The following is a 13609-nucleotide window of genomic DNA, read 5'->3' as shown; positions in this document are numbered from 1 at the left end:
GCTACGGAGCCGCAGCTTCCAAAACATCGGGTTCGGCCTTCGCCATGCCCCCGGCTGCCTTCTTGGAGCCGCGGCGCTCGATCCACACGGCAAGCCGCGAGACCGAGATGTTGATGGCGATGTAAATGGCCGCCGCCACGAAGAAGATGGGGAACAGGTACTGCGTGCCAAGGAAGTCCGCCATGACCTGCACCGCGCGCAGCAGCTCGCCGTACGCCACAATGTAGCCCAGCGAGGTGTCCTTCAGCAGCACCACCATCTGCGCCACGAGGGACGGCATCATGCGGCGGATCGCCTGCGGCAGCTCGATCAGCATGCGGGACTTGTAGCTGGTGAGGCCGATGGCCAGGCCGGCTTCCCGTTGTCCCTTGGGCAGGGACTGGATGCCGGCGCGGATGATCTCGGCAAAGACCGCAGCGTTGTACAGCACCAGGCCGGCCACGACGGCGATGAACGCCGAGGTGCCGAACCCGAGCAGGATGAAGAGCATCATGAGGACCACGGGCATGCCGCGGAGGAATTCCAGGATGATCCTCATGGGAATCCGGATGAATGCGGCATCCGAAATGCGGAGCAGGCACAGCAGCAGGCCCAGCGGGAACGCGATGACTGCCGCCAGTGCGGCTGCGGAAAGCGTGGACCCCAGCCCTTTACCGAGCAGCTGCCACACGTCGCCGCGGGTGAAGATTTGCCAGCGGCGCGCCTCGAAGATGCCCTGCTGGGCGAGGATCGTGACCACCCAGGCCAGCAGGCCGAGAATCAGCAGGCCGCCGATGATGGAGGCAATGAGGGAGACCCGGCGCGCTTTGGGGCCGGGGACGTCGTAGAGAACCGAGCTCATCGGGCAATCGCCACCTTTCGTTCCACCGTGTTGGCGAGGATTCCCAGCGGAACGGTGAGGAGCAGATAGAAGAACGCAGTGCCCAGCAGGACGGTGATGACGGCGTCGCCGTTGGCGTTGGCCAGCTGGCGGCCGTAGCCGAACAGCTCCAGGACGAAGAAGGCGCCGGCCACCGAAGAGTTCTTGACGAGCGCGATCAGGATGTTGATCAGCGGCGGGATCACCGTCCGCAGGGCCTGGGGGAGGATGATGAGCGAGAGCACCTGGCCGAACTTCATGCCGATGCTGCGCGCTGCCTCGGCCTGGCCGACAGGCACGCTGTTGACACCTGAGCGGACAGCTTCGGCGATGAACGCGGCGGTGTAGGTGCTGAGGGCGATGATCGCGGCGATCTCGAACTGTTCGAACTTGACTCCGATACGGGGGAGCACGACTGCTGCAAAGAAGAACGCGATGGTCAGCGGGGTGTTGCGGAGGACTTCCACGTAGACGGTGCTGAAACCGCGGAGTGCCGCAACCGGGGAGACGCGTGCCGCGGCCAGCAAAGTGCCAAGGATCAACGCGAAGATACCGGAGACGACGGAAAGGAAAAGAGTGCGGAGAAAACCCTCCCAGTACAGGGGCAGGTTTTCAAAGATGACGTCCATAAGATCCTTCGGCTGTAAGCGTGGACGGATTGAAGGCTGTGCTGCCGGGGCCGTTGAGGGGCCCCGGCAGCATGGCGGACGCTACTTAGTAACGGTTGATGGCCGGGAGGCTGGGCGCGGTCTTGATAACCGAACCTGCGGTGGCTTCCCACGCCTTCTTGTACGAGCCGTCCTTCCCGAAGGATTCCAGCTGGTCGTTGATCCAGTTGCGGAACTCGGTATCACCCTTCTTCAGGCCGATGCCGTAAGGCTCCTTGGTGAAGGTTTCCTCTGAGGCGAGCTTGAAGGCATCCGGCTCCTTGTCAACGAAACCGGCGAGGATCACGTTGTCCGTGGTGACGGCTTCAACCTGCTTGTTGCGAAGCGGCTCCAGGCAGGCGGAGTAGGTGGCGGCCGGAACCAGTTCCGCGCCGTACTTGTCCACGATGGTGGCGGCCGGGGTGGAGCCCGTCACGGAGCAGACCTTCTTGCCCTTGACGTCCTCGGGCTTCTTGATGGAGTCGTTGTCCTTGTTCACCATGAGGGCCTGGCCGGCTTCGTAGTACGGGCCGGCGAAGTCGACAACCTGCTTGCGCTTGTCGCTGATGGTGTAGGTGGCAATGACCAGATCCACCTTGCCCTGCTCAATGAAGGGCTCGCGGTTGGCCGAAACGGTCTCGGACCATTCGATCTTGTCCGCGGCGATGCCCAGCTTGGCGGCGATCAGCTTGCCGATTTCAACGTCGAAACCGACGGGCTTGCCGTCCAGGCCAACCTGGCCGAACAGTGGCTGGTCGAACTTGGTGCCGATCTTGATGGTGCCGGCGGAGGACAGCTTTGCCATGGTGGTTCCGGCAGCGAACGACGGCTTCTCAACGGGGCTGGGGTTGCTGGAGCCACCCGAGTCTCCGCCGCCACAGGCGCTGAGGGACAGGGCGAGGGCAGCGGTGGCCGCCACGACGAAGGATTTCCGCCTGGACATAAATGCCTTCATGACATTCCTTTCATTGGTGGCCGTGGGTTTCCGGCCTGGATGCGAACTGACGTGTGATGGTTCGAATAACTCAGTGGGTGAGGAGCTTGGACAGGAAGTCCTTGGCGCGGTCGCTCTTCGGGTTGGTGAAGAATTCCTCCGGGGTGGCGTCCTCGACGATCTGGCCGTCCGCCATGAACACCACGCGGTCGGCGGCCTTGCGGGCGAAGCCCATCTCGTGCGTGACCACAATCATGGTCATGCCTTCCTTGGCCAACTGGACCATGACGTCCAGGACCTCGTTGATCATTTCGGGGTCCAGTGCGGATGTGGGCTCATCGAACAGCATGACCTTCGGCTTCATTGCCAGGGCGCGGGCAATCGCCACACGCTGCTGCTGGCCGCCGGAGAGCTGGGCCGGCAGCTTGGGCGCCTGGTGGCCCACGCCCACCCGTTCGAGCAGGGCCATGGCGTCCTTTTCCGCGGCCGCCTTGGACACGCCCTTGACCTTGATGGGCCCCAGGGTCACGTTCTCGAGGATCGTCTTGTGGGCGAAGAGGTTGAAGGACTGGAAAACCATTCCGACGTCGGCACGGAGCTGCGCGAGCTCCTTGCCTTCCTCGGGGAGGACTTTCCCGTCGATGCTGATGGTTCCGCCCTCAATGGTTTCCAGGCGGTTGATGGCCCGGCAGAGGGTGGACTTACCGGATCCCGAGGGTCCGATGACCACAACAACCTCGCCCTTGCGGACCTGCAGGTTGATGTCCTTCAAAACGTGCAGCTGGCCGTAATGCTTGTTTACGGCGTTCAGGGAGACGAGGGCATCGCCGGGCACATGAGTAGTCATAGGAACGAATCTAGCGAAGAACCGTGCGTTATGACGCCAATCACCCCAAGTTCCTGCTGATCGTGATTCAAGAGATACCTGGAGTGGGAGGTTAGCCTAGGGGAATGAGTATCAACGCAGATCCGGCCAAGAATTCCCAGCCCCGCCGTAAGGGGCCCCTTGAGCTGCGGCGCAAGCAGGCGGCCGTGGAGATGTCGGACCAGCACCTGCTTGATACCAAGGGTCCGGGCCAGTTTGTCCACACCGATCCGTGGCGGGTCCTGCGGATCCAGAGTGAATTCGTCGAAGGTTTCGGTGCCCTGGCGGACATTGGAAAAGCGGTCAGCGTTTTCGGCTCGGCGCGGACCAAACCGGGCAGCCAGTACTACGAGATGGGTGTGGAGGTGGGCCGCAAGCTCGCCGAAGCCGGAGTCGCGGTAATTACCGGTGGCGGGCCGGGCTCCATGGAGGCGGCCAACCGGGGGACGGTGGAGGGCAACGGCGTATCGGTTGGCCTTGGCATCGAGTTGCCGTTCGAGCAGGGCCTGAACCAGTGGGTGGACCTGGGCATCAACTTCCGGTACTTCTTTGCCCGCAAGACGATGTTCGTCAAATACGCGCAGGGCTTCATTGTGCTCCCCGGCGGGCTGGGCACCCTGGATGAGCTGTTCGAGGCCATGGTCCTGGTCCAGACGCGCAAGGTGACCTCGTTTCCCATCGTGCTCCTCGGCGTCGAATTCTGGGGACCGATGATCGACTGGATCAGGGGCACCCTGGTGGCCGAAGGCATGGTCTCGGAAAAGGACCTGGACCTGATCCAGCTCGTGGACGATCCCGCGGAGGCAGTGGACCGGGTCCTGCATGCAGGCGTGACACCGTCCCTGAATGGGGAACAGCGGCCGGAGTAGCTGCAGGCCAAAGTCCGGGCCGCCGGTCTGGCACGATGGAACCGTGAGCTTCTTCCTCGTTTTCCTGGCCGTCGTGCTGGTGGCGGCCGTCCTTTGGGCCGGCCTGGGCCGGCGCGCCCGCAAGACCGGTGGGGCTGCGCTGCCCGCCCTTTTGGACGGGGGATTCGACGAGCCGCCCGCCAACCTGCCGCCCGTGCTGCTTCCGGAGCGTGCCGCTCCGGAAGACGTTGAGCAGATCCGCTTTTCGCTTGGCCTGCGCGGCTACCGGATGGACCAGGTGGACCAGGTCCTGGACGAGCTGCGGGACCAGTTGACCGCAAGGGACACCGAGCTGGCGGAGCTGCGTATCCGGCTGGCTGCCATGGAGCAGGCGGGGGAGCAGGCTTCCGACGGCGGACCCGCGGCACCCGGCGGGAGGGCACCTGAAGTGCCAGGCAGCGGGAACGCCGGGAGTGGGGAGGCCGACGAGGTTGCCGTGCCAGGACAGGGCGGCCTGTGAGCACGGTGGCCCCCCGCAACGCTCCGCCCTCTGCCGGCACCCTGGCCCGGCGCCTGGCCTCAGCCGTCCGCAACTGGCCGTGGTGGCTCCAGGTCACCGGCCTGTATGCCGCCGCACGCCTCGTTTCGGCCTGCATCTTCATGGCCGCGGCGCTCCACCAGGGCGTCAACCCCTGGTTCCCGCCCAAGCCGGATTACTGGAACTTCATCAACATCTGGGACGCCCGCTGGTACGCCCAGGTCATCGCCAACGGCTACCCGTCAATCCTTCCCACGGATGCCGCCGGCAATGTGCAGGAAAATACGTGGGCTTTCTACCCGCTCTATCCTGCACTGGCCGGTGGACTTAGCCGCCTCACCGGCTTGAACCCTGCCGCCTCGCTGACCCTCATCGCCATGCTGGCCGGCTGGGCGGCCGCCCTGGTGGTCTACACGCTCTTCCGGCAGAAGGCCGCACACGTGCCGGCCATGTGGGGGGTAGCGTTCTTTTCGACTTTTCCCGTCTCCGCCGTGCTGCAGGTCCCGTATGCCGAGCCGCTGTCACTCCTGCTGCTGGCCGCGGCCCTGCTGTTGGTAGTACGCCGGCAGTACCTCTGGGCCATCCCCGTGGTGTTCCTGCTGTGCCTGTCCCGGCCGGTGGGCGTCCCCTTCGCCGCCATGGCGGGGCTGCTGCTGGTCTTCCGCGCCGCCGCGCACGTCCGGAAGGGGCGGCAGCGCGGCGCGGATGAAGCAGCCCATTCCCTCCGGGACCTGGCGGCACTGACGGGGCTCACCGCCGTCGCAGGCGTTTCCGCGCTGGCCTGGCCCGCCGCCGCCTGGGCAGCGACGGGCGACCCGCAGGCCTATACGAAAACCGAGACGGTGTGGCGGGGCCAGGACCTGGTCCCGTTCCAGCCGTGGTTCGACACCGGCGTCGAACTCTTCGGCCCCGTGCTGGGCCTTCTGGCCCCCGTGGTTTTCGTGGCACTGTTCATTGCCATGCTGTTCCTTCCCCCGGTGGTGCGGCTCGGCGTCGAACTGCGGCTTTGGTGCGCCTGCTACATGGGTTACCTGCTGATGTTCCTCCATCCGCAAACCAGCACCTTCAGGATGCTGCTGCCGCTGTTTCCACTGGCCCTGGGGGCGGCGTTCCTGTCCCGTTCCAGGGCTTACCGGGGCACGGTGGTGGTGATGTTCCTGCTGCTTCAGATGGTCTGGATCGTCTGGCTCTGGGCCTGGGCGCAGCTTCCCGGCGGAGGGGATTATCCGCCTTGACAAATCAGGCTTCCGCGCAGGTCAGCCGGGAAATAACAGTTGCCGGAAAATGTCCATCGATTAGCTACGTACGGGTAATTCCGCGATAATGATAGGTAAGCAAGGACAAAAGCATTCAGAAAACGCGCAGCCTTGGCGGTGGCACCACCACCCCGCCATAGCGGCCTGATCGACATGCGGACACAGCCCGCCCGGGCTGATCAGTCCTGGGACAAAATGGAGGGGAATTCCTCATGGCGGCTATGAAACCACGCACCGGCGACGGCCCAATGGAAGTCACCAAGGAGGGCCGCAGCCTGATCATGCGCGTCCCGCTCGAAGGCGGCGGACGCCTGGTGGTCGAACTGAACGCTGCCGAGGCAGCCAACCTCAAGGAATGCCTGGTAGGCGTTACCGAATAGTCGTACCGGACAGGGTGCGCGGCCCGCGGGCTGCGCACCCTGTCCTTTTTTGGGAGACTTACTTCTTGACTGCCACCAGCAGGCCATCGCCGGTGGGGAGCATTGCCGACGCCAGCCTGTCGTCGTCGCGGATTGCCCTGCCCACCTGCCGCAGGACCACCGTGGTGGCCTCCCGGCCCGCCGGGTTGGCAACCTTGTCCTTGTCCAGCGCGTCATTGATGACCAGCAGCCCCGCGGGCTTCAGCAGCCGGATGGCCTGCTCCACATAGCCCGGAAGGCCCGGCTTGTCCGCGTCGATGAAGACGAGGTCGTAGGCGCCATCGGTCAGCCGTGGCAGGACGTCGCCCGCACGGCCGGAAATGGTGCGGGTGCGGTTGGCGGGACTGCCGGCCTCCGCAAACGCTTCGCGGGCGGCCCTCAGGTGCTCCACATCCACGTCGATGGTGGTCAGGACTGCGTGCGGTCCCAGGCCCCGCAGCAGGCAGACGCCGGAGACGCCGGCGCCGGTGCCGATCTCGACGGCGGTCTGGGCTTTGGAGGCGGCGGCCAGCACCGTCAGGACGGCCCCCACGCCGGGGCTGATGGCGCTTACTCCCAATTCAAATGAACGTTCCCGGGCCCGAAGCATAACCTCATCCTCAGCGGGCAGATCTTCTGCATAGGACCAGCTGCTGGATTTGTCGGCGCTCATGAATTATCGCTTTCTGGGCGTAAGGGGGGAATGTCTCCTCAAGCCTACTGTGTTCGGGCCGGCCGGCCGGGAAAGCGGCCGTTGCGCCGAAGGCTGAAGTTTGCCAATGGTCAGGAAATTCCCAGCCAAGTTTGACATGATTGATATCCGCTCATCCAAAAGGTGACCGGCGCCGAATCAGAGATGTCAACAGTATCCGGGCGTTAGCATTCCACGAGGGGAGTGGACGATGTCATCTTCAGTTGTGGCACCTGTCCCTGCAGTAAACAATCCCGATGATGAGTGGGTCCGTCCCACCTGGGAAGAAGTGGTCACCAACCATTCCGCAAAGGTGTACCGGCTGGCGTACCGCCTGACCGGAAACAAGTACGACGCCGAGGACCTCACCCAGGAGGTGTTTGTCCGCGTCTTCCGGTCGCTGGAGAACTTCAAGCCAGGAACACTCGATGGCTGGCTGCACCGCATCACCACCAACCTGTTCCTTGACCAGGCCCGGCGCAGGACCCGCATCCGTTTCGACGCCCTCGCGGAGGACGCCGAGTCCCGGCTGCCCGGCCGTGAGCCGGGGCCGGAGCAGAGCTTCGAGCTGAACAACCTGGACCTGGACGTACAGGCCGCGCTGGAGGAACTGCCGCCGGACTTCCGTGCCGCCGTGGTCCTGTGCGACCTCGAGGGGCTGTCCTACGACGAAGTCGCCGAGGCCCTGGGCGTGAAGCTGGGCACCGTCCGCTCACGCATCCACCGCGGCAGGACCATGCTCCGTGAAAAGCTGGCCCACCGCGACCCCCGCCCGCAGCAGTCCCGCCGCAAGCTTGCGATGCCACGCATCGCCGGCATCCTCTGAACGGCACATGAAGTCCCAGTTTCCTTTCGGCGGCAGGCATCAGCGCAGCGGCAGCCACCTTGAGGCCTGCCAGGAGTGTGCTGCGGCCGTGCGCCGGGAACGGCAGTACCTTGAGCGTCTGCGCGATGCTCCCATTCCGCCCGCCAGCCAGGACCTGACGGCGCGGCTGCTGACCCGCACCCACGAATTGGCAGCCCAGCCGCCCGCCCCTGCCCATCAGGGCGGGACCTCCCGTGTGGCCGCCCGGGCACTTGCATTCACCGCGGGCGGAACCATGGCAGCGGCCGGAGTGCTGGCCGTAGGGGCCTTCACGGCAGCGGGAGACCCTGCGGCCGGGGAACGGGCGGGGACCGAAGCAGCCTTTTCGCACGTCTCGTCCCAGACCCCTGCGGACGGCCGGACCTTGACCGCCGCGCAGCTGGCCACGTTGCGCTCCGAGGGGTGGGCCTGCCCCGAACTGCAGGCCATGGGATTCCATGTGGAAGCGGCCAGGGCGCTGGTGGTTGACGGGCAACCTGCAGTGGAGCTGCGGCTCACCGACGGTACCCATCACGCCACCGTCACGGAACAGCACCCGGTTGATCATCAACCGGCCGGCAACGCCACACCGGCTCCGGGCGGCCCGGCGGGGGAGGGCACCGCCGGCCAACGTGGTCCAATGCAGGTTTCGAGCACCTCTCCCTGGTCCGCCACCTACCGGGCAGCCGGCCTCACCATCACTTACCGCTCCGATCTGCCCCCCGAGCAGGCAGATGATGCCCTGCCCATGCTCAAGCAGTACGCCGATACCGCGGCGGAAGGGGTTGCCGCCGCCGTGCCCGACACCACAGTGACGCCGGCACCGGAGCCCCTGGAGTCGCGGCTGGAGCGCGGGATCAACAAGATAGCTGCCCTGTTCACCCAGTAATGCAGACTGTTTTCCCGTCCGCCGGACGGGAATCGTCACTCGCAGCCCGGAGAGGGTAATCTTCCTAAAGTGTTTGGAATCAACGGCCCGGAGTTCATCCTTCTGCTGATCATCGGCGTGCTGGTGATCGGCCCCCAGCGGCTGCCGGAATATACCCAGAAGCTGGCAAACCTGGTCAAGGAACTCCGCCGCATGGCTTCCGGGGCGCGTGAACAAATCAAGGAAGAAGTGGGCATCGACATTGACGATGTCGACTGGAAGAAGTACGACCCCCGCCAGTACGACCCCCGCCGCATCATCAAGGAAGCACTGCTCGACGACGACACCAAGCCCGTCAGCGCAAATGCTCCGGCCGCCGTGGCAGCAGTTTCCGGCGCCGCGGCCGTGGCGGATGCAGCCCCGCAGCGGCCTGAAAGAGTCGTGCAGAGGCTGGCCCCTGGCGATGCAGCCCCTTTCGACACCGAAGCCACCTAGGGTTTTCGCGCCCCGCCAGTTCCGGCCCGGTCAGCGCGGCTGCAGTCCCAGCTTCATCCCTGCAAGGCCACGGGGTTTTGCGGCCAACTGCCCTGCGATGCCGGCCAGCGCCACAGCGCCCGCCGAAGCAGGTTGGCCCAGCACGATCGGAACCCCCGAGTCCCCGCCTTCGCGCAGCTGGATGTCCAGGGGAATCTGGCCCAGCAACGGTACCTCCGCCCCGACCGTGGCGCTGAGGCGTTCGGTGAGGACCGCCCCGCCGCCGCTTCCAAACAGTTCCATCCGGCCGCCGTCGGGCATCTCCAGGTAGGACATGTTCTCGATGACGCCCGCGATCTTCTGACCCGTCTGGGTGGCGATGGCGCCAGCGCGTTCGGCAACGTCCGCCGCCGCCGCCTGGGGCGTGGTGACCACCAGGATTTCGGCCTTGGGCAGGAGTTGGGCCACGGAAATGGCGATGTCACCCGTACCCGGCGGGAGATCCAGGAACAGGGCGTCCAGGTCGCCGAAGTAGACGTCGGTGAGGAACTGTTCCAGGGCCCGGTGCAGCATGGGTCCCCGCCAGGCAACCGGCTGGTTGCCGGTGACGAACATGCCAATGGAGATCACCTTCACGCCGTACGCAACCGGGGGCAGGATCATGTCGTCCACCTGGGTGGGTTTCTGGGTGATGCCCATCAGCGCAGGGACGGAGAAGCCGTAGACGTCTGCATCCACGATGCCCACACGCAGGCCTTGGGCAGCCAGGGCCGTGGCCAGGTTGACGGTGACCGAGGACTTGCCCACTCCGCCCTTGCCGCTGGCCACGGCGTAGACCCTGGTGAGGGAATCGGGCTCATTGAAGGGGATTTTGCGCTGGCCGCCGGCGCCGCGCAGCTTCTCCTTGAGGGCATCGCGCTGGGCCTGGTCCATCACCTTGAGCTCGACGTCGACGGCGGTGACGCCGGGGACTGCGAAAAGGGCCTTTTGCGCATCGGCGGTGATGGTGTCCCGCAGCGGGCAGCCGGCAATGGTGAGCAGGACCGCCACGCTCACCTTGCCGTCGTCGGAAACCTGGACGGAGTCCACCATGCCCAGTTCGGTGATGGGGCGCCGGAGTTCGGGATCGATCACGGTGGCGAGGGCGCTGTTGACGGCCTGTGCCAGTGCCGGTTGGGTGGAGTCAGCGGGATCGATGGGGGCGCTCATGGGAGGAGCCTCGGCTTTCGTACGGATGCGGCGGCGGGCCTGCCGGAGGGCGGCCTGGCGGTCATTGGGCAGAGTGGCCCGGTTTCACCCGGGGGATCTGCTGGGTGCGCGGGCTGCGTTGCCGGTCCCGCTGTTCGCGCAGCTTGTCCTTGACCTTGTCCCGTGGGGATTCGTGCGAACCGGGGCCCGTGTCATCGTGGGTCCGGAGTTCCTCCTGGGCTTCCAGCAGGTCTTCAAGGAGTGAGCGCAGCTCGGCGCGGACGTAGTCGCGGGTGGCTACCTCGCGCAGGGCGATCCGCAGGGAGGCCAGTTCCCGGGTCAGGTACTCGGTGTCGGACAGGTTGCGTTCGGCGCGCTGGCGGTCCTGCTGCACCGAGACGCGGTCGCGGTCATCCTGCCGGTTCTGCGCCAGCAGCAGCAGGGGCGCGGCGTAGGAAGCCTGCAGCGACAGCATCAGGGTCAGCAGGGTGAAGCCAAGGTCCCTTGAATCGAACTGCCACTCGACGGGCGCCCACGTGTTCCAGCCCAGCCAGAAAATACAGAACACCGTCATGTAGACCAGGAACTGCGGGGTGCCCATGAACCGGGCAAAGCCCTCGGTGGCGTGGCCGAATGCGTCCGGATCCGGGGAGAACTTGGGCAGGATCCGCTGCCGCGCGCTCAAGGGAGTATCGAGACTGCCTTTTGATTCCGCGTTGGCCAGGTTCCGCTGGCTGGGGTTCTTCGGGGCGCTGTTATCAGCCAATGCGGCCACCGAGCTTTCTTATCGGGGCTTCGCCATCATGGGCGCGCCAGTCGTCCGGCAACAAGTGATCCAATACGTCATCAACAGTCACCGCCCCCACAAGCCGGCCGGCGTCGTTGACCACCGGGAGGGAGTTGAGGTTGTAGGTGGCCAGGGTCCGTGCCACTTCGCTGATGTGGGCCTGGTCGGACAACGGCTCGAGGTTCTTGTCCACCAGGTTTCCCAGAGCCTCGAACGGCGGGAAGCGCAGCAGCTGCTGGATGTGCACCACACCCAGGAAGCGGCCGGTGGGGGTTTCCAGCGGCGGCCGGGCAATAAAGATCGACGACGCCAGCGCAGGGGAGAGCTCCTCCCGCCGGACGTGGGCCAGGGCTTCGGCAACCGTGGCTTCCGGCGGCAGGATGACCGGTACCGGAGTCATCAGGCCGCCGGCGGTGTCCTCGTCGTATTCAAGCAGGCGGCGGACGTCCTCCGCGCCTTCGGGTTCCATCAGCTGGAGGAGTTCCTCTGCCTGGGCGGAGGGGAGTTCGCCGAGGAGGTCGGCGGCGTCGTCGGGGTCCATCTCCTCGAGGACGTCGGCGGCGCGCTGGACATCCAGCGCGGAGAGGATTTCCACCTGGTCGTCCTCGGGAAGCTCCTGGAGGACGTCGGCCAGCCGCTCGTCCTGCAGTTCGCTGGCCACTTCGAACCGGCGCTTGTCGCTCATCTCCTGCAGTGCCTCGGCGAAGTCAGCGGGCTTGAGGTCCTCGTGGTTGGCCACGAACTGTGTGGCTGCCTGCGGCTCGGTGCGTGGCCCCTGCTGGGCGTCCGCCCAGTCAATGATCAGTGTTTCGTTGCGGCGCAGCCGGCTCAAGGGGGACAGTGAATGGCCGCGCCGGACAAAGAGCTTGCTGACGAACCAGTCGCGGGACCGGTGCTGGTCGATGGCGATGTCCTCGATGGTGGCGTCCCCGCTGCCGTCACGGAGGGTGACCCTGCGGTCGAACATCTCCGCCACCACCAGCGTTTCGGCTCCGCGCTGTTCAAACCGGCGCAGGTTGACCAGGCCCGTGCAGATGATCTGGGTCTGGTCGATCGAGGTAATGCGCGTCATGGGCACGAAGACGCGCTTCTTTCCCGGTACTTCCACCACGATGCCCACCACGTGGGGGGCTCCCTGGGTTCCGCGGGACAGCACAACAACATCGCGCAGCCGGCCCAGCCGGTCGCCCAGCGGGTCGAAGACATCGAGGCCCAGGAGGCGCGCCACGAAGACGCGAGTAGGTGTTGTGCTCACCACTACAGGCTACCGAGTCTGCTCTCTTTTAGCTGAATTTACAGGCAGCACCCACCTTGATGGGCAAGAATGGGGTTATGTCGAACATTTTTGGTCCTCCCAGGGCCGGCGCCGCGAACGGACCGGACGATGCCCGGGCTGTTCCCACCGGCGACACCGTTGGCTCCTACACTTCCTACCTCGACGCCCAAAAAGCGGTTGACTACCTGGCGGACCAGCAGTTCCCGGTCCAGATGGTCTCCATCGTGGGCAATGAACTGAAGATGGTGGAGCGGGTCACCGGGCGTCTCAGCTACCCCCGGGTGGCGCTGTCGGGGGCGTTGAGCGGCATGTGGTTCGGCCTGTTCGTCGGCGTCATGCTGTCCTTCTTCGCACCCTCGCCCGGCTACTTCTCGATCATGACGTCGGTGCTGATGGGTGCGGCGTTCTTCATGCTCTTCGGCATCGTCACGTACGCCATGCAGCGCGGCAAGCGGGACTTCACGTCCACCAGCCAGGTGGTGGCAACGAGCTATGACGTGATCGTTGCGCCGGAGGCCGCCCACGAGGCGCGGCGCCTGCTGCAGCAGCTGCCCATGACGCGTTCGGACGCGGCAGCGGGCCAGCGGCCGTACACACAGCACGACTACTACAACCAGCCGTACCAGCACCAGCAGCAGCCGGGGCAGCAGCAGGGCCCTGCCCGTCCCGCCGGATGGAACGATCCCTACGGCCAGCGGTCCGCCGGCACAGCCGCCGAGGATGGATCAGCCCAGGACGGAAGCGGCTACGAAGGCGACGCCGGCCAGCAGCACAGTGGTCAGCAGCACAGTGGGCAGCAGCACGGTGGGCAGCAGCACGGCGGGCAGCAATACGACGGCGGCCAGCACCAGCCGGCGCAGCCGGCAAGCCCGGTCCGGGCCGTCCGCTACCCGGACCTGCCGGATGGCCGCCCGCAGTACGGCGTGCGCCTGCCGCAGGGTCCCGGCGCCGGACAGCCAGAGCCCCGACAGCCTGCGCCAGGACAGAACGCGGAACACCAACCCGACGCCCGGCATGGCCAGGACGGGGACCAGCACCACGGCGACCACCGGCAGTAGGACGGCCGGAGCAGCCAAGGTCCAGGAAGCCTGAAAGCCAAGGAAACCTGAAAGCCAAGGAAACCTGGGAGCGCCAAC

The 13609-nt window shown here is 65.7% G+C and carries 16 protein-coding genes; 8 read left to right on the top strand and 8 right to left on the bottom strand.

From position 1 onward, the window contains the following. Window position 1: 1 nt before the first annotated feature. The 4 genes from ACEN9K_RS15100 to ACEN9K_RS15085 all read right to left on the bottom strand — a co-directional run bounded on the left by ACEN9K_RS15100 (window position 2) and on the right by ACEN9K_RS15085 (window position 3287). The gene (locus tag ACEN9K_RS15100; protein ID WP_018768598.1) at window positions 2-841 is read right to left on the bottom strand and encodes an amino acid ABC transporter permease; all 840 of its coding nucleotides are present in this window, start codon (window positions 839-841) and stop codon (window positions 2-4) included. Further along, window positions 838-1488, bottom strand: a complete 651-nt coding sequence (locus ACEN9K_RS15095) for an amino acid ABC transporter permease (RefSeq protein WP_018768597.1) — start codon at window positions 1486-1488, stop codon at window positions 838-840. The genes ACEN9K_RS15100 and ACEN9K_RS15095 overlap by 4 nt, the downstream gene beginning before the upstream one ends. A gap of 85 nt (window positions 1489-1573) precedes the next feature. Continuing rightward, the gene (locus tag ACEN9K_RS15090) at window positions 1574-2461 is read right to left on the bottom strand and encodes a glutamate ABC transporter substrate-binding protein (RefSeq protein WP_018768596.1); all 888 of its coding nucleotides are present in this window, start codon (window positions 2459-2461) and stop codon (window positions 1574-1576) included. Window positions 2462-2531: 70 nt separating this feature from the next. Further along, complete coding sequence (locus tag ACEN9K_RS15085) at window positions 2532-3287, bottom strand: amino acid ABC transporter ATP-binding protein (protein WP_026265670.1); 756 nt, start codon at window positions 3285-3287, stop codon at window positions 2532-2534. A 104-nt stretch (window positions 3288-3391) separates the two neighbouring features. Here ACEN9K_RS15085 and ACEN9K_RS15080 point away from each other — a divergent pair, with 104 nt between their 5' ends. From ACEN9K_RS15080 to ACEN9K_RS15065, 4 genes are all read left to right on the top strand, one after another. Continuing rightward, on the top strand, window positions 3392-4174 hold the full coding sequence (locus ACEN9K_RS15080; RefSeq protein ID WP_018768594.1) for an LOG family protein: 783 nt from the start codon (window positions 3392-3394) through the stop codon (window positions 4172-4174). A 43-nt stretch (window positions 4175-4217) separates the two neighbouring features. Beyond that, window positions 4218-4673 carry a DivIVA domain-containing protein gene (locus tag ACEN9K_RS15075; protein WP_056394094.1) on the top strand — a complete coding sequence of 152 codons (456 nt, stop codon included), beginning with the start codon at window positions 4218-4220 and terminating at the stop codon, window positions 4671-4673. Further along, window positions 4670-5926, top strand: a complete 1257-nt coding sequence (locus ACEN9K_RS15070) for a putative hexosyltransferase (protein ID WP_377204866.1) — start codon at window positions 4670-4672, stop codon at window positions 5924-5926. The genes ACEN9K_RS15075 and ACEN9K_RS15070 overlap by 4 nt, the downstream gene beginning before the upstream one ends. A 233-nt stretch (window positions 5927-6159) precedes the next feature. Then, window positions 6160-6327 carry a DUF3117 domain-containing protein gene (locus tag ACEN9K_RS15065; RefSeq protein WP_009357720.1) on the top strand — a complete coding sequence of 56 codons (168 nt, stop codon included), beginning with the start codon at window positions 6160-6162 and terminating at the stop codon, window positions 6325-6327. 58 nt (window positions 6328-6385) lie between these two features. On the opposite strand, the gene ACEN9K_RS15060 is transcribed toward ACEN9K_RS15065, so the two are convergent. Then, window positions 6386-7018, bottom strand: coding sequence for an O-methyltransferase (locus ACEN9K_RS15060; RefSeq protein WP_018768591.1), 633 nt, complete (start codon window positions 7016-7018; stop codon window positions 6386-6388). A gap of 229 nt (window positions 7019-7247) precedes the next feature. On the opposite strand from ACEN9K_RS15060, the gene sigE reads away from it, so the two are divergent. From sigE to ACEN9K_RS15045, 3 genes are all read left to right on the top strand, one after another. Further along, on the top strand, window positions 7248-7862 hold the full coding sequence (sigE, locus tag ACEN9K_RS15055; RefSeq protein WP_026265669.1) for an RNA polymerase sigma factor SigE: 615 nt from the start codon (window positions 7248-7250) through the stop codon (window positions 7860-7862). A gap of 7 nt (window positions 7863-7869) precedes the next feature. Further along, window positions 7870-8769: an anti-sigma factor gene (locus ACEN9K_RS15050; RefSeq protein ID WP_144599988.1), complete on the top strand. Its 900-nt coding sequence runs from the start codon at window positions 7870-7872 to the stop codon at window positions 8767-8769. Between the two features lie 69 nt (window positions 8770-8838). Next, window positions 8839-9243: a twin-arginine translocase TatA/TatE family subunit gene (locus tag ACEN9K_RS15045; protein WP_018768588.1), complete on the top strand. Its 405-nt coding sequence runs from the start codon at window positions 8839-8841 to the stop codon at window positions 9241-9243. Window positions 9244-9273: 30 nt separating this feature from the next. On the opposite strand, the gene ACEN9K_RS15040 is transcribed toward ACEN9K_RS15045, so the two are convergent. The 3 genes from ACEN9K_RS15040 to ACEN9K_RS15030 all read right to left on the bottom strand — a co-directional run bounded on the left by ACEN9K_RS15040 (window position 9274) and on the right by ACEN9K_RS15030 (window position 12452). Then, window positions 9274-10431, bottom strand: a complete 1158-nt coding sequence (locus tag ACEN9K_RS15040; RefSeq protein ID WP_223992155.1) for an Mrp/NBP35 family ATP-binding protein — start codon at window positions 10429-10431, stop codon at window positions 9274-9276. A gap of 61 nt (window positions 10432-10492) precedes the next feature. Further along, window positions 10493-11185, bottom strand: coding sequence for a DUF1003 domain-containing protein (locus ACEN9K_RS15035; protein ID WP_018768586.1), 693 nt, complete (start codon window positions 11183-11185; stop codon window positions 10493-10495). Then, window positions 11169-12452 (bottom strand): magnesium transporter MgtE N-terminal domain-containing protein, encoded by a 1284-nt coding sequence (locus ACEN9K_RS15030; protein ID WP_026265667.1) that lies wholly within the window; start codon window positions 12450-12452, stop codon window positions 11169-11171. Before ACEN9K_RS15030 ends, ACEN9K_RS15035 begins: the two co-directional genes overlap by 17 nt. A gap of 77 nt (window positions 12453-12529) precedes the next feature. Here ACEN9K_RS15030 and ACEN9K_RS15025 point away from each other — a divergent pair, with 77 nt between their 5' ends. Then, window positions 12530-13531 (top strand): YflT domain-containing protein, encoded by a 1002-nt coding sequence (locus ACEN9K_RS15025; protein WP_495634608.1) that lies wholly within the window; start codon window positions 12530-12532, stop codon window positions 13529-13531. Window positions 13532-13609 lie beyond the last annotated feature (78 nt).

It is taken from the genome of Pseudarthrobacter sp. Pseusp20 (assembly GCF_059492155.1).
Note: the sequence above shows the minus strand (reverse complement) of the source record. Positions and strands in the feature narration are given on the sequence as shown.